Source organism: Stappia sp. ES.058, assembly GCF_900105595.1.
Taxonomy (GTDB): Bacteria; Pseudomonadota; Alphaproteobacteria; order Rhizobiales; family Stappiaceae; genus Stappia.
This window is the reverse complement of record NZ_LT629784.1, coordinates 3,958,208-3,973,477: the sequence shown is the minus strand read 5'-3', so window position 1 is coordinate 3,973,477 and position 15,270 is coordinate 3,958,208. Positions and strand designations below refer to the sequence as shown.

The 15,270-nt window shown below is 63.5% G+C and carries 18 protein-coding genes; 14 read left to right on the top strand and 4 right to left on the bottom strand.

The features are described 5' to 3' along the window. Nucleotides 1–36: 36 nt before the first annotated feature. On the bottom strand, nt 37–483 hold the full coding sequence (locus BLU32_RS18555) for a MarR family winged helix-turn-helix transcriptional regulator (RefSeq protein ID WP_093809413.1): 447 nt from the start codon (nt 481–483) through the stop codon (nt 37–39). 125 nt (nt 484–608) lie between these two features. On the opposite strand from BLU32_RS18555, the gene hmgA reads away from it, so the two are divergent. The 7 genes from hmgA to BLU32_RS18520 all read left to right on the top strand — a co-directional run bounded on the left by hmgA (nt 609) and on the right by BLU32_RS18520 (nt 7,279). Then, a complete protein-coding gene (hmgA, locus tag BLU32_RS18550) occupies nt 609–1,922 on the top strand; it encodes a homogentisate 1,2-dioxygenase (RefSeq protein WP_093809411.1) in 1,314 nt (437 codons plus the stop codon). 5 nt (nt 1,923–1,927) lie between these two features. Then, entirely contained in the window at nt 1,928–2,944 is a 1,017-nt protein-coding gene (locus BLU32_RS18545; RefSeq protein ID WP_093809409.1) for a fumarylacetoacetate hydrolase family protein, read from the top strand. A gap of 56 nt (nt 2,945–3,000) precedes the next feature. Beyond that, nucleotides 3,001–3,960 (top strand): MBL fold metallo-hydrolase, encoded by a 960-nt coding sequence (locus BLU32_RS18540; protein WP_093809407.1) that lies wholly within the window; start codon nt 3,001–3,003, stop codon nt 3,958–3,960. A gap of 72 nt (nt 3,961–4,032) precedes the next feature. After that, nucleotides 4,033–5,643, top strand: coding sequence for an FAD-dependent oxidoreductase (locus tag BLU32_RS18535; protein ID WP_093809405.1), 1,611 nt, complete (start codon nt 4,033–4,035; stop codon nt 5,641–5,643). A 10-nt stretch (nt 5,644–5,653) separates the two neighbouring features. Further along, nucleotides 5,654–5,863: a DUF2783 domain-containing protein gene (locus BLU32_RS18530; RefSeq protein WP_093809403.1), complete on the top strand. Its 210-nt coding sequence runs from the start codon at nt 5,654–5,656 to the stop codon at nt 5,861–5,863. 103 nt (nt 5,864–5,966) lie between these two features. Continuing rightward, complete coding sequence (locus BLU32_RS18525) at nt 5,967–6,518, top strand: VOC family protein (RefSeq protein ID WP_093809401.1); 552 nt, start codon at nt 5,967–5,969, stop codon at nt 6,516–6,518. A gap of 134 nt (nt 6,519–6,652) precedes the next feature. After that, the gene (locus BLU32_RS18520; RefSeq protein WP_093811298.1) at nt 6,653–7,279 is read left to right on the top strand and encodes a peroxiredoxin; all 627 of its coding nucleotides are present in this window, start codon (nt 6,653–6,655) and stop codon (nt 7,277–7,279) included. Between the two features lie 30 nt (nt 7,280–7,309). Here the strand turns inward: BLU32_RS18520 and BLU32_RS18515 are convergent, their stop codons facing one another. Beyond that, on the bottom strand, nt 7,310–8,113 hold the full coding sequence (locus BLU32_RS18515) for a 4'-phosphopantetheinyl transferase superfamily protein (RefSeq protein WP_157727749.1): 804 nt from the start codon (nt 8,111–8,113) through the stop codon (nt 7,310–7,312). Nucleotides 8,114–8,229: 116 nt separating this feature from the next. On the opposite strand from BLU32_RS18515, the gene BLU32_RS21930 reads away from it, so the two are divergent. The 3 genes from BLU32_RS21930 (at nt 8,230) to BLU32_RS21925 (ending at nt 9,393) form a co-directional block, all read left to right on the top strand. Next, nucleotides 8,230–8,469, top strand: a complete 240-nt coding sequence (locus BLU32_RS21930) for a hypothetical protein (RefSeq protein WP_157727748.1) — start codon at nt 8,230–8,232, stop codon at nt 8,467–8,469. A gap of 58 nt (nt 8,470–8,527) precedes the next feature. Continuing rightward, nucleotides 8,528–9,133 (top strand): histidine phosphatase family protein, encoded by a 606-nt coding sequence (locus BLU32_RS18510; RefSeq protein WP_093809397.1) that lies wholly within the window; start codon nt 8,528–8,530, stop codon nt 9,131–9,133. Between the two features lie 86 nt (nt 9,134–9,219). After that, nucleotides 9,220–9,393 (top strand): hypothetical protein, encoded by a 174-nt coding sequence (locus tag BLU32_RS21925; RefSeq protein WP_157727747.1) that lies wholly within the window; start codon nt 9,220–9,222, stop codon nt 9,391–9,393. Nucleotides 9,394–9,562: 169 nt separating this feature from the next. On the opposite strand, the gene BLU32_RS18505 is transcribed toward BLU32_RS21925, so the two are convergent. After that, nucleotides 9,563–10,162 carry a LysE family translocator gene (locus BLU32_RS18505; protein ID WP_093809395.1) on the bottom strand — a complete coding sequence of 200 codons (600 nt, stop codon included), beginning with the start codon at nt 10,160–10,162 and terminating at the stop codon, nt 9,563–9,565. Continuing rightward, nucleotides 10,152–11,408 (bottom strand): MFS transporter, encoded by a 1,257-nt coding sequence (locus BLU32_RS18500; protein WP_093809393.1) that lies wholly within the window; start codon nt 11,406–11,408, stop codon nt 10,152–10,154. The genes BLU32_RS18505 and BLU32_RS18500 overlap by 11 nt, the downstream gene beginning before the upstream one ends. Nucleotides 11,409–11,545: 137 nt before the next feature. Here BLU32_RS18500 and BLU32_RS18495 point away from each other — a divergent pair, with 137 nt between their 5' ends. The 4 genes from BLU32_RS18495 to BLU32_RS18480 all read left to right on the top strand — a co-directional run bounded on the left by BLU32_RS18495 (nt 11,546) and on the right by BLU32_RS18480 (nt 14,778). Beyond that, nucleotides 11,546–12,421, top strand: coding sequence for a LysR substrate-binding domain-containing protein (locus BLU32_RS18495; protein WP_208976922.1), 876 nt, complete (start codon nt 11,546–11,548; stop codon nt 12,419–12,421). 186 nt (nt 12,422–12,607) lie between these two features. Further along, entirely contained in the window at nt 12,608–13,075 is a 468-nt protein-coding gene (locus BLU32_RS18490) for an NUDIX hydrolase (RefSeq protein ID WP_244501741.1), read from the top strand. 145 nt (nt 13,076–13,220) lie between these two features. Further along, complete coding sequence (locus tag BLU32_RS18485; RefSeq protein ID WP_093809391.1) at nt 13,221–14,141, top strand: NAD(P)-dependent oxidoreductase; 921 nt, start codon at nt 13,221–13,223, stop codon at nt 14,139–14,141. Next, on the top strand, nt 14,131–14,778 hold the full coding sequence (locus BLU32_RS18480; RefSeq protein WP_093809389.1) for a LysE family translocator: 648 nt from the start codon (nt 14,131–14,133) through the stop codon (nt 14,776–14,778). Before BLU32_RS18485 ends, BLU32_RS18480 begins: the two co-directional genes overlap by 11 nt. Nucleotides 14,779–15,270 lie beyond the last annotated feature (492 nt).

Sequence of the window (15,270 nt, the reverse complement as noted above, 5' to 3'; positions counted from 1 at the left end):
TACGGATTTCGCGCGCGATGCTCACAGGTCTGAGTCTCAGGCCTGTGTTACGGAAAATCGCGCTTCGACCGCGCCGAGACTCTTGTCCAGCGCGGCGGCGGCATCGGGACCGAGCTCATCGGCCAGCTCTTTTTGAAAACTGCGCGCCAATTCGGCGAGTTCAGCATAGACCTTCGCACCAGATGCCGTCAGCGTCAGCCACTCGATGCGCCGGTCGACCTCGTCGACATGCCGCGTCAACCAGCCGCGCGTTTCCAGCGAGGCGACCGCGCGGCTGACCTTGGTCTTGTGCATGGTCGACTGCCGGCCGATCTCGGTCGCGGTGGTCCTTTGCAACTGCCCGAGAATGGCGAAGGTGCGCCATTCCGACCGGCTGATGCCATAAGCCGCCCGGTAGCGCGCGGCAAACCGACGGCTGACGAGCTCCGAGGCCCGAACGAGCCGGTAGGGGAGAAATTCCTCAAGAAGCAGGCGGTCGGTCATCCTTGTCCCCATTCGATCCCCGAAACGCGACGCCCGGCAAATTTCCGATGATCGCGCGTTGATAGTTACAAACTAAACAGTTACACATGCAACTATCAACTGTCTGAATTCAGGAGGGATCAGACATGACACTCGACTACATGCCGGGCTTCGGCAACGACTTCGAGACGGAAGCGTTGCCGGGCGCCCTGCCGCAGGGCCAGAACTCGCCGCAACGCGCGCCCTACGGGCTTTATGCCGAACAGCTGTCCGGCTCGCCCTTCACCGCGCCGCGCGGCACCAATGAACGGTCCTGGCTCTATCGTATTCGCCCGTCGGTCAAGCATTCGGGCCGGTTCTCGCACGTTTCCATGGACGGATGGAAAAGCGCGCCGCATGTCGACCAGCATTCGCTGCCTTTGGCCCAGCTGCGCTGGGACCCGGTGCCGATGCCGACGACACCGACGGATTTTATCGCCGGCATGCAGACCATGACGACCGCCGGCGACGTGCACACGCAGGTGGGCATGGCGACGCATGTCTATGCGGCCAACGCCGACATGGGCGACGACTTCTTCTTCAACGCCGACGCGGAGCTTCTCATCGTGCCCCAGGTGGGCGCCTTGCGGATCGCCACCGAGCTTGGGGTGATGGACGTCGCGCCCAAGGAAATCTGCGTGATTCCGCGGGGCATGGTCTTCACCGTTTCGCTTCTGGACGGAGACGCGCGCGGCTATGTCTGCGAGAATTACGGGGCGAAATTCACCCTGCCCGACCGCGGGCCGATCGGCGCCAATTGTCTTGCCAATCCACGCGACTTCAAGACACCGGTCGCGGCCTTCGAGGACGTGGAAAAGCCCTGCCGGCTGATCGTGAAATGGTGCGGCGGCTTCCACGCAACGACGCTTGAGGCCTCGCCGCTCGACGTCGTCGCCTGGCACGGCAACTACGCGCCGTTCAAATACGACCTCACCACCTTCTCGCCGGTGGGCGCGATCCTGTTCGATCATCCGGACCCGTCGATCTTCACCGTGCTGACGGCGCCCTCGGGCGAGGAAGGCACCGCCAACATCGACTTCGTGATCTTTCCCGAACGCTGGATGGTGGCCGAACATTCGTTCCGTCCGCCCTGGTACCACCGCAACATCATGTCGGAGTTCATGGGCCTGATCTACGGCCGCTACGACGCCAAGGAAGAGGGCTTCGTGCCCGGCGGCATGAGCCTGCACAACATGATGCTGCCGCATGGGCCGGACGCGACCGGCTTCGAGAAGGCGAGCCGCGCCGAGCTGAAGCCGGAGAAACTCTCCGGAACCATGGCGTTCATGTTCGAAACGCGGTTCCCCCAGCATCTCACACGCTATGCTGCCGAACTCGACAGCCTGCAAGACACCTATCTCGACTGCTGGTCGGGGCTCAAGAAACGCTTCGACGGCACGATCGAAGGCAACTGGGATTGATCCACATGAAACTCGCAACCCTCAAGGACGGCACCCGCGACGGAAAGCTTGTCGTCGTCAATTCCTCGCTGACGCGCTGCACGGAAGCCGCCCATATCGCACCGACGCTGCAGGCCGCGCTCGACAACTGGGACACGGCCGCTGCGAAGCTCGCGACGCTGGCCGAGAGCCTGGAACACGATGCCGTGCCGTCCATGCGCTTCCACGAGCATGACGCGCTGTCGCCGCTTCCGCGCGCCTATCAGTGGGCGGACGGATCCGCCTACGTCAATCACGTGGAACTGGTGCGCAAGGCGCGCGGGGCGGAAATGCCGCCCTCCTTCTGGACCGACCCGCTGATGTATCAGGGCGGCTCCGACAGCTTCCTCGCTCCGCGTGAGCCGATCCGCATGGCCGACGAGGCCTGGGGCATCGACATGGAAGGCGAGGTTGCCGTCATCGTCGACGACGTGCCGATGGGGGCAAGCGTGGACGAAGCGCGCGCCGCCATCCGCCTGGTGATGATCGTCAACGACGTTTCCCTGCGCGGCCTTATCCCGGCGGAACTCGGCAAGGGCTTCGGCTTCTTCCAGTCCAAGCCCTCCTCCGCGTTTTCGCCCGTGGCGGTGACGCCGGATGCGCTCGGCGACGCATGGGACGGCGGCAAGCTGTCGCTGCCGCTCAATGTCGACCTCAACGGCAAGGCCTTCGGCCGTGCGGAAGCCGGCATCGACATGACCTTCGACTTCCCGACGCTGATCGCCCATGCGGCCAAGACGCGCCCGCTCGCAGCCGGCGCCATCATCGGGTCGGGCACGGTCTCCAACAAGTTCGACGGCGCCCCCGGCAAACCGGTCGCGGACGGCGGTGTCGGTTACTCCTGCATCGCGGAAATCCGCATGATCGAGACCATCGAGAGCGGCGAACCGAAAACGCCCTTCATGCGCTTCGGCGACACCGTACGCATCGAGATGCTGGACGCGGAAGGCCATTCGATCTTCGGCGCCATCGAACAGACGGTCGAGAAATACAACCGCGGCTGAGACCGCGATCCGCGTGCCCCGGCGCAGCAAACGAACACAAACTTCAGGAGCCAACCATGGCCAAGGCATTCGCCTCCCAGGGCGACATGAGCGAAAAGAACATCTCCTTCACCGAGATCGGCGACGGCCTGTGGGCCTTCACCGCCGAAGGCGATCCCAACACCGGCGTGATCATCGGCGACGACAGCGTGATGATCATCGAGGCGCAGGCCACGCCGCGTCTCGCCAACAAGGTGATCGAGAAGGTGCGCGAAGTCACCGACAAGCCGATCACCCATCTGGCGCTGACGCATTATCACGCCGTGCGCGTGCTGGGCGCCGCCGCCTACAACGCCCCGAACATCATCATGAGCGAGAAGGCCCGCTCCATGGTGGTCGAGCGCGGCATGGAGGACCGCGAGTCCGAGTTCATGCGCTTCCCGCGCCTGTTCCAGGGCTACGACAATGTTGCCGACATTCCGCCGCTGACCTGGCCGACCATGACGTTCAACGACCGCATGTCGGTCTATCTCGGCAAGCGCCGCGTCGACCTGATGTTCCTGGGCCGCGCCCATACGGCCGGCGACATCGTCATGTATGTGCCCGACAGCAACGTCATGTTCACCGGCGATATCGTCGAGTATCACTCCGCCTGCTATTGCGGCGACGGACACTTCCACGACTGGCCGGGCACGCTGGAAAAGATCCGCGCCTGGGACGTCGACGCCATTGCGCCGGGGCGCGGCGATGCGCTCGTCGGCAAGGAGATGGTCAACGCGGCCCTCGATTCCACCAGCGACTTCGTCAAGTCGACCTACCGGCCGGTGGCGCAGGTCGCACTGAAGGGCGGCTCGCTCAAGGATGCCTGGGACGCGGCGCGCGCCGAGTGCGACCCGAAGTTCTCCGACTACGCGATCTATGAACACTGCCTGCCGTTCAACGTCGCGCGCGCCTATGACGAGGCGCGCGACATCGACACGCCGCGAATCTGGACGGCCCAGCGCGACAAGGAAATGTGGGAAGCCCTTCAGAGCTGATCGCGCGGGGCCCGCTTCGGTGGAAAACCCCGCCGGGGCGGACCCCGTACCGCCGTTTCTTCGGGAGGAAACATGACGAAGATCTTCGAAACGCCGCTCTACCCCTACCAGCGCTCAGCCGATCAGGACACCGAAACGCCCGTTCGCCATCCGGTCGTGGTGCTGGGTGCCGGGCCGGTCGGTCTCGCCGCCGCGATCGACCTTGCCCAGGCCGATGTACCCGTCGTCGTGCTCGACGAGAACGACAAGGTGAGCTGGGGCTCGCGCGCGATTTGCTTCGCCAAGCGGCCACTGGAGATCCTCGACCGGCTCGGTTGCGGCGACGAGATGGTCGAGAAGGGCGTCGTGTGGAACCTCGGCAAGGTCTTCTTCGACGAACGCAAGGTCTACGACTTCAACCTCCTGCCGGAAGACGGCCACAAGCGCCCCGCCTTCATCAACCTCCAGCAGTATTATCTGGAGCAGTATCTGGTCGACCGCGTGCGCGCATTGCAGGCGCAAGGCAAGCAGATCGAATTGCGCGGCGGCAACAAGGTCACCGCCGTCAAACCGGACGACGAGAGCGTGCGCCTCACCGTGGAAACCCCGGACGGCCCTTACCTCATGGATGCCGACTGGGTGATTGCCTGCGATGGTGCGGCCTCGCCGACCCGCACCATGCTCGGCCTCGATTTCCAGGGGCGCGTCTTCGAGGACAACTTCCTGATCGCCGACGTTGTCATGAAGGCGGATTTCCCCACAGAACGCTGGTTCTGGTTCGATCCGCCCTTCAACAAGGGCCAGTCGGCACTGCTACACAAGCAGCCTGACGACGTGTGGCGCATCGACCTTCAGCTTGGCTGGGACATCGACCGCGAGGCGGAAAAGGACCCCGAGAAAATCGCCCCCAAGCTGGAGGCGATGCTCGGCCCGGACACCGACTATGAATTCGAGTGGGTCTCGATCTACACCTTCCAGTGCCGGCGCATGGAGACGTTCCGCCATGGTAGAGTGGTCTTCGCCGGCGATGCCGCGCATCAGGTCTCGCCCTTCGGCGCGCGCGGCGCGAACTCGGGTTTCCAGGACACGGACAATCTGATCTGGAAGCTCAAGCTCGTGATCGACGGCCAGGCCCCGGAAGCGCTTCTCGACACCTATGACGGGGAGCGGGTTTTCGCGGCCGACGAGAACATCCTGAATTCCTCGCGGTCGACCGATTTCATCACGCCGAAGAGCCACGCCAGCCGTGTATTTCGCGATGCGGTGCTCGATCTCGCCGAGCATCATGCCTTCGCCCGGCCACTGGTGAACTCCGGTCGCCTGTCGCTGCCCGCGATCTACGACGGGTCCCCGCTCAACGGCGCGGACGCTGCAGATCTTCCGGCGCGCGCACGCCCGGGCGCTCCGGCAAGCGACGCCCCGATTGCCGGCGGCTGGTTGATCGACCGGCTGGGTGGCGGTTTTCAGCTCGTCACCATCGACGCCAATGCCCCCGAAACGCTGGATATCGGTGGCATTCCCGTCTCCCGGCTTGCGCTTTCGGCGGAAGACGACCCCACCGGGGCACTCAAGGAACGCTATCTGGGCGATGCGGCGAGCGCGGTCTATCTGATGCGCCCCGACCAGCATGTGGCCGCGCGCTGGACGACCTTCGACGCCGACGCGGTGGCTGCCGCCGTGAAAACCGCAACCGCACAGGCCTGAGGAGCGCATCATGACAGCACCAACGCCCGACACGCTCACACTCGAGCCGAACCTCAAGGACCCGGACGGCTTCTATGCCGAGCTTCTGGCCGCTCATGAGGGACTGAACCGGGAGGAGAGCGAGGCGCTCAATGCGCGGCTCATCCTGATCCTCACCAACCACATCGGCGATCGCGATGTGGTCCGCGCAGCACTCGCCGCGGCGAAACCGGCACGATAACCGCCCGCCGGCGGTCCGGAAGAGGGCCGGATCGCTGTCCAGGGCTTTTGCGCGAACGCGGACGGGGCGTTCCTTCATCGACACAGACCTGAAAGGACCACCCATGAAAATCGAACAGATCCACCACGTCGCCTACCGCTGCAAGGATGCCAAGGAAACGGTGAACTGGTATGTCGACAACCTGAACATGGATTTCGTTCTGGCGATCGCGGAGGACAAGGTGCCCTCCACGCATGAGCCGGACCCCTACATGCACGTCTTTCTCGATGCAGGCGCCGGCAATGTGCTCGCCTTCTTCGAACTGCCGACCAAGCCGGAAATGGGGCGCGATCCCAACACGCCGGAATGGGTTCAGCATATCGCGTTCAAGGTGAAGGACCGCGACACGCTGATCGCCTACAAGGAAAAGCTGGAAAAGAGCGGCATCGAGGTGCTCGGCGTCACAGACCATTCGATCTTCCATTCCATCTATTTCTTCGATCCGAACGGCCACCGCGTGGAACTGGCCTGCCCGGATCCGGCCGAAGACGAGATGCTGAAGAAGCTCGACGCGGTGAAATGGGACATGCTGGAGGAATGGTCGAAAACCAAGCGCGCGCCCCAGCATGCTGCCTGGCTGCACGCCAGGGAACTGGACAAGTCCGGAACCGCCTGACACATATCGGGACGCCTTGCCCATCCGCAGCCCCGGCGCACACGCGCCGGGGCTGCGTCGATTTCGCGCAATGCCGGCCGCGCGTGCGGCCACCTATATACGATTTCACGAAACTACTCTTTCAGGAGATGCCCATGACCCTCAGAATTGGCGAAACCGCCCCGGACTTCGACGTCGAGACGACGAACGGCAAGATCAACTTCCACGACTGGATCGGCGACAGCTGGGCATTCTTCTTCAGCCATCCGGCCGACTACACGCCCGTATGCACGACCGAAATGGGGCGCACGGCGCAGCTGGCCGACGAATTCGCCAAGCGCAACACCAAGCCGATCGGCCTTTCGACGGACACAGTGGAAGAGCACAAGACCTGGATCCTGGACGTCAACGACACCCAGAACACCAGCCTGACCTTCCCGATCGTCGCAGACCCCGACCTCAAGATCGCCAAGCTCTACGAGATGATCCATCCCTCGGAGAGCGCGACGGCGGCGGTCCGCAGCGTCTTCATCATCGATCCGAACAAGAAGATCCGCCTGACCATGACCTATCCGATGTCGGTGGGCCGGAACTTTGACGAGATCCTCCGGGTGATCGACGCGCTGCAGCTGGGCGATGCCAAGCGCGTCGCCACTCCGGCCGACTGGCGCCCAGGCGACAAGGTCATCATCCCGCCCTCGATCAGCAACGACGAGGCCAAGGACATCTTTCCGCAAGGCTGGGACGAGGTCCGGTCCTACCTGCGCCTCACAGAGGTCTGAAACACAGGGCGCGCCGGTTCGCCGGCGCGCTCATGGCTGGGCCTGTCGGGTGGAGCGCTGCCAAAGCAGTTCTTTCGGCACGGCATGACCGTCCGGGACGATCTCGAAGATCTCGACACTGATCGGGGCCCCTCCGTCGTCCGCCGCCCAGCCCAGCGCAAGGCTGTGACCGCCGCCCGGCCCGGACAGGACCGTCTGGCGAAAGGTCCAGTCTTCGGGCCGTTCCTCGCGATCGGCACGAAACGACAGGGCCTCCGTTCCGGAAAATCCGAAGGCGAACCTGTCGAGCGGGATCGCAAGCCCCATCCCCACGGCCTTGATATAGCTTTCCTTCAGTGTCCATAACGCGAAGAATCGCAACGGCTGCTCCGCATCGGGCAGCGCCATGAGCGCCGCGACTTCATCCGGCGCAAAGAACCGCTCCGCCAAGCCCTCGGACACCTTGCGGGTCGTCGCCTCCACGTCGATGCCAAGGCGCAGGCTCACTCCCGCGTGCGGCGACACGGCGAGCGCGATCACCCCTTCGGAATGCGAGAGATTGAACGCCGGCGCTTCGGCCACACCGTCAACCCGCGGCTTGCCGTGGTCGCCGGAGACGAACCGCCAGTCCGCCGGCGCGATGTGCGGATGGTGCGCCGAGAGTGCGTGGCGTTTCAGACCATGCGCGAGCCGGCTCTGTCGGGCATGGCGGGGAAAGCGGAAATGATCGGCCCGCTCGTGCTCCGTGTCCGACAGTGTTTCTCGCCAAAGCGCCTCCAACCCATCGAACGCCGGATCCGCATCGCGCAGCAGATAGACATGGACCAGGCTGTCAGCCGTTCCCCCGGTTTCCATTCGCTGCACCTCACCCGCATTGCACGCCGGCCTGACACGCCGAACCAGCCCGCAGCCTATCGAAACCCGTCGCGACGTCCCAGCAAACACCACGACGATCAACCGCGAATCGCATCTTGGCGATCGAGAAATACGGGGCCGGCCAGAAGATATGCAGGGTGGAATATCGAAAAATCCGCAATGTCGTTGCGGGGAAAAGTCGCGCCACCTGTCCGGACGCATCCGTCAGTCGACCCGTGTCTGAAAAAATCAAGGTCTTGACCGTGACGCACAAGCACGCGCAGCAAGCCGCCTCCACGATCCTGTGCTCGCGCGAACGGCTGACGGCATATGCGCCTCCCTTGGCTCCCGCTTGACGGCATCGCATCCCGCCATAGGTGACCTTGCGTCCATGACCGCTGGAACGAGGCTCCCATGCAATCGCGTCTCTTCGCCTTTACCCGGGTTTTCGCTCGATTTTTCGGGCTGCCGTTGCTGGTTCTGGCCGGTGTCGGCATCGGCCCGCTGGCCGCAGCCGATGATGCGCAAGACGCCTGGGCCGCACTGAAGCAGCCCGGCGCGATTGCCGTGATGCGTCATGCACTCGCTCCGGGAACGGGCGACCCGGCGGGCTTCACGCTGGGCAACTGCACCACCCAGCGCACCCTCGACGACCGCGGCCGTGCGCAGGCAAGGAAGATCGGAGACCGGTTGCGTGCCGAAGGGGTCTCCTTCGACCGGGTTCTGACCTCGCAGTGGTGCCGCTGCCGGGAAACGGCGAGACTTCTCGCGTTAGGTGCCGTGGAAGACCTTCCCGCGCTGAATTCCTTTTTCACGCAACGCGCGCGCCGGGACGCACAAACACGCGAAACGCTCGCCTTGCTTCGGGCAAGGCCTGCGGATGAAGCCGTGCTTCTCGTCACCCATCAGGTGAACATCACGGCACTGACCGGCGTCTATCCGGCCTCCGGCGAAATCGTCGTCGGCCGCATGGGACAGGACGGTTTCGAGGTCTCCGGGACCATCGAGATCGAACCGTGATGCAGGCGCTGCGGTCGCGCCTCAGTCCGCCCGGCTGAACACCAGCGCCGCGTTCACCCCGCCAAAGCCGAAGGCACTGGAGAGACATGCTTCACGTTTGCGGAGCGCGCGGCGGCACGGAAGCCTATGTCGACCCGGTCGCCATCGGCGGCTTCACCGCCCGCACCGTGCCGTCCATTGTGGCAGTGCGCTTGCGCGCGACCGGATCTTCCGGCGTCCAGCCGGCCTGGTCCAGCGCCTCGACGGCCGCCATCGCGTAGTGGATATGGCTAATTGAGACCCTGATCTCATCGCGGGCACAGGTTCGTTCAACCATTCCGGGTCGAAAGCAGGACCGGAGCGGGTATCGGTCCACAAGAAAACGTCTGAAAAGAAGGCCTTACGTAACGTCGCGACTACAAGGATGGGCCCGAGAAGCCGCGCCCGACGTCATGCTGCTATCAGCGCGAACCCGACCGACACCACCAGCATGCTGGCGAAGAGGATATTTGCCACCCGTCCGGCAACGGGACTTGTCAGGACCCTTGAAAAGGTTGCGCCAAAGCCGAGCCAGAGCGTGTTGACGATCATGATGACCAAGGCGAGTGCCGCCAGTTTGAGGACCGCATCGACCATCGGGCTGTCCGCGACGAGGGTGTGACCTGCATAGACTGCTCCGATCGCTGCGAAGGCCTTCGGATTCGCAATGGCCAGGCTGAAGCCCGGTACGAAGGCCGGCGCCTGCTCCAAACGCAAAGGCATCGGGCCGACAGGGGCCATGGCGATTTTCCAGGCGAGGTAGAGGATATAGATCCCGGCGACAATCGTCAGCGCCGTGAGAAGAAGTGGCTGGGCGAGGACAAGGGCGGTCGCGCCTGTCGCGATCAACAGCAGAACGACGGTCGTGCCGGCGATGATACCGAGAAGGTAGCTGAGGCTCGAGCGAAACCCGAAGGCCGTGCCGAGACCGGCAAGGCTCATTGTGGCCGGCCCCGGACTTCCCATGAGCGGGAAGGCTGCAAGCCAGAGGAAAAGAAGTTCATTCGCCATGGGCAAGGCCTATGCAGGGAGCCGGCCGCTCCCGAACGAGAAGATGGGCGAGCGCAGAAACCAGACCCAGCGCGATCGCAAGATACCAAACCTGATCATAGCTGGCGTACCGATCGAAGACGAACCCGCCGAGCCATACACCGGCGAACCCGCCGAGCTGGTGGCTCAGGAAAACGAAGCCGAACAGGGTCCCCATCGCACGCGGACCGAACATCGTCAGGATCAGCGCACTGGTCAGCGGCACCGTCGAAAGCCAGAGCCCGCCCATCGCGAGGGCGAAGATCAAAACGGACGTCGGCGTTACCGGCAGCGTGATGAAGATGAGGATCGCGAGCGCCCGGAGCGCGTAGATCGCGGCGAGAACATAGGGTTTCGGAAATCTGGTCCCCAGATGCGACGCGAACAGCGTGCCGAAGATGTTGGCAAAGCCGGCGAGTGCAAGGGCCTGAAGTCCCAGCGCGCGCAGCTCCGCCGCGGACGCCGTCGAGACACAGAAGTTTTGCACGTAGCTCGGAAGATGCGCCGTGATGAAGGCGAGGTGGAAGCCGCAGACGAAAAATCCGGCGCTGAGCAGCGTATAGCTCGAGTGCCCGAACGCCTGTCTGACCGCACGGGCAAGCGAGACGCTGTCCGCAGTGCGCACCGCCGGACGCGTTTGCGCCCGGAGAAACGGAATGCACACCGCCATGGGGGCGAGTGCAAAGGTAACGACGATCAACGTCGTCCGCCAGTCGAGCCATTCGATCAGCCAGGAGACCAGAAGCGGCAGAACGACCTGACCGGTGGATCCCATGGCCGAGGTGATGCCAAGATAGTAACTGCGCTTGTCTTCCGGTGCGGCCCGCCCGACCACCGCAAGGACGACGCCGAACGCCGTGCCCGAAATCCCCATGCCGACGAGAACGCCGGCCCCGATGTGCTGCGAGAACGCCGTCGATCCGGCAATACAGACCGCCATCCCGGCGACATAACAGAAGAAACCGAGCCACAACGCGCGCCGGTCGCCATATTTGTCGGCGATGATACCGAAGCCCGGCTGCGCAAGACCCCAGACCAGGTTCTGAATCGCGATGGAAAGCGAAAACACCTCGATTCTGCCGTCGAACAGGTCGTTCGACAAGGGCTCGACGACCCCGCCAAAGACAGAGCGCACACCGAACGCCAGCGCCAGCACGATGCTCCCGGCGACAACGATTATCAAGGTACCGCGATTGGCGCTGCCGATCGTCGTCGCATGAGCTGTCATGGGCGCCTGTCTGTCATGTTCGGCATCCCCTGGTGCGCCTGTCAGCGGGCGCCCTGCCGGGATTGACCATGAGACTAGTGACGCTCTACACTTGTGAATAACGAATATATTTGAAATTCGACTTTAGGAATCGTGAAGTGAAATCCACCTTTGACATTGACGCCCTCCGCGCTGTGGTGATCGGGATCGAATTGCGCAGCTTCGCTCAGGCGGCCGTGGAACTCGGGCGATCGCAATCGGCGATCAGCATGCAGCTCAAGAAGCTCGAGCAGCAGGCCGGCACGCAACTTTTCGTGCGCAAGGGCAGAGGTCTTGTTCCAACCGAGGCCGGCGAGGCCCTGGCCTCCTATGCCCGACGGATCATCTCCCTTAACGACGAGGCGGCACGGGCGCTGGGTGCGACTGCAATATCGGAGACCGTGCGTCTCGGTCTCCCACAGGATTTCTTCGACGACGTCATGCCCGCCACACTGTCGGCCTACGCCCGCGATCATCCAGGGGTACATGTCGACGTCCGCGCCGGTCCGAACCACACACTGGGCGACGAGATCCGCGCCGGACGTCTCGATGGCGCCATCGCCTTTTTTGCGGAAGGTGCCGGCGGTGAGGGAGACCTTCTTTGCACGTTGCCGATGCGATGGCTCGCGCACAGGGCCTTCGGCGCCGAAGCGGGACACAACCGGGTTCCACTGGTGCTGTTCGACCATCCCTGCCTCTTCCGGCAGGCAGCGCTTGCCACACTCGAGCAGGCGAACAGGCGATGGCGCCCGGCGGTGACCACGCCAAGCCTGCCCGGCATCTGGGGCGCCCTGCGCTCGAGACTGGGGATCGCGGTGCGAACCGAGCATGGCGCGCCCGACGACATCATCTGCGCCGGCGATGAATTCAACCTTCCGGGACTTCCGTCAATCGAACTCAGAATGCTCAGATCCCAGACCGCCGCGCCGGCAGCGCGTGACTTGTGCGAGGTGTTGCGTCACGAAACCATAGATCGGGTCGCTCCGGGTAAATAGCGATCAGATGAACTCGGGTCTGCCCCTGCGCATGATGCCTTCCATTCCTGCCGATACAGTGAAATGCCCCGTGAAGGGGCCAATGTGTTTATTGCCAAGCGGCAGCGCCGTGACCCCGGGTCCTGCCGGCGGCGGGACGGCGTCACAGTGCTCTTCCCTTTTCCGGCCTCAAGAGACAAGACCGCCATGTCGACAATCAGCGCAAACCCCTTTTCAATGATGCTCTCACGACCAATCGTGGCGACAATCGCCGCCGTGATCCGCCACGATCAGGTGTTGCTGGTTCGGCGGGCCAATCCGCCCGACGCCGGGCGATGGGGCTTTCCGGGCGGCAAGATCGAGGCGGGTGAGACGATCCCCGATGCCGCATTGCGCGAATTGCTGGAGGAGACCGGGGTTTCGGCCGAGGCGCTTCGCGTCTTCACCGCCGTGGATGCCTTCGACGGGGACGAAGACGGACGACTGCGCCGCCACTTCATCCTGATTGCAGTGTTGTGCCGCTGGACCGGCGGAGAGCCGGTTGCCGGCGACGATGCCCTGGACGCGAAATGGATCCCGCTCGGCGATCTCGAAAGATCCGACCTCGCACTAAGCCTCGACGTTGCAGACGTCGCGCGGCAGGCGGCAGACCTCATGGGCGAGATACGACCATGACTTGCCGTCCGCCGGGATACATCAGTTCGCAGGCGGACGGCTGGAAACATACCCGTTTATTTGAAGTCGCAATCCAAAAACATTCGTTTTTCCGGAATTCGGACGGCACATAGACTGCGCCGACGGACAATTGGGGGAATTTGACATGTCGCCGGATGCACCAATCGGTTTTATCGGCCTTGGCACGATGGGGGCACCAATGGCGCTGAACCTCATCGAAGCAGGACGGCCGCTCATCGTCTGGAACCGGACACGGGAGCGTTGCGCCCCGCTGGAACAGGCAGGAGCCACGGTCGCCCTTGACGCAGCCGATCTCTTCGCCCGGTGCGAAACGATCATCCTGATGCTGGAAAACGACGCGGCGACGGATGCGGTGCTTTGCCGTCACGGCGCGGATTTCACATTCCGCGTCGCCCGGCGGACCATCGTTTCCATGGGCACCGTATCGGCGGACTATTCAAAACGCCTGTCGGATAACATTCGCACCGCCGGTGGACGCTATGTCGAAGCGCCGGTCTCGGGCTCGCGCAAGCCGGCCGAAGCCGGGCAACTGGTCGGCATGCTTGCAGGCGAGCCCGAGGATCGCACGCGCCTTCGGCCGATCCTTGCGCCGATTTGCAAGGAGATATTCGATTGCGGGGCGGTGCCGGGCGCACTGCAAATGAAGCTCGCGATCAATACCTTTTTGATCACGTTGGTCACGGGCCTGTCCGAGGCCGCGCATTTCGCCGCGCGACATGACCTCGACATGAACCGTTTCACCGATATCCTGAACGCCGGACCGATGGCGAGCGATGTCTCGAAGGTCAAGGTCGGAAAGCTCCTTCACCGCGACTTCTCGCGTCAGGCAGGGATTTCCGATGTGCTGAAGAACAACCGTCTTGTGGTCGAGGCCGCCCGCAATGCCAGGATTGCGTCCCCCCTGATGGATGCATGCCTCGCCCTTTACAGCGAGACCGAAAGCCTCGGGTACGCCGAAGACGACATGATATCGGTCGTCCGTGCGCTTGAGGCGCGCACCGACCACGCATCGGCCAACACCGGAACTCCGTCCCATGAGCGCTGATATCCTTTGGGAGTACCTACCGAACCTGCTTGTCATTCTGTCGATATTCACGGTGGGCGTGGCCAGCCCCGGCCCCGCAACGCTCATGATCCTTGGAACCGCCATGGCGAGAGGGCGCGCGCCGGCGATCGCCCTGTCTTGCGGCGTGGTTCTCGGGTCGATGGTCTGGGCCGGCACTGCGGCGTTGGGATTTGTCGCCGCGCTCAAGACATCCGCGACGCTCTTCACCGCGCTGAAACTGGCCGGGGGCTTCTACCTGATCTTCCTCGCCGCCAGGGCGTGGCGCTCGGCCTTCACACCGGGCGCAGCTGCCGCACCAAGGTCAGCCGGTACAGGCAACCTGCGATCCTGCTTCGTGCAGGGTCTGTTGCTGCATCTAACAAATCCCAAGGCACCGCTGGTCTGGCTGGCGACCTTGTCCGTGGGTGTAGGTGAAACGGCTCCTGCCGCATTCCTGACGGCCGCCATCCTGCTTTGCGCCTTGGTCGCGATGAGCGTCTTCGTCGGCTACGCTTTTCTCTTCTCCACGCACGCCGCCTCACGGGTCTATCTCTCGGTTCGCCGCCCCACGGATGCGCTTCTCGGCATCCTGTTCGGTGCAGCCGCGCTCAAGATCCTCACGTATCGACTGAATTGACACGCATCCCGCCCGCGCCCTTGCCTGCAAATCGCTCACACAGACAGTATCGTCATGCCCCGCCTGTCATCGGGAACCGTCTTGAAGCGCGACGGTCGGGCCGGCGATATTCGCCGTCACGTCCTTCATCCCCGAAAAGACGCCAGCTCCGCCTGCAGCCCACCGGGGAAACTGTGCATCCGGCGTGATCTGCGTCACCTTGCGCTTTCGACAAACCAATAGGCGTAACTTTTCCGAATCCGTCCGGGCATCGACGCCGTCAGACGGCCGATCCGCATGGCATCAAGGGCCTGTGTTTCCCGGGCGCGGAAGACGTCTAGCCCGGCAACAGCAATGTCAGCACAGAGCGAGGCGTCGGAATAAACAGGCCCGCCTTCCTTCGCTTTTTGCGAAGGCGGCTCAGAGGAAAGCAAATTCTCTTATACCCCTATCTCTAACTATCTATTGTGGAGGGGAGAGCGTGCCAGGGGCGCGCGAATTGACCCGGATTTA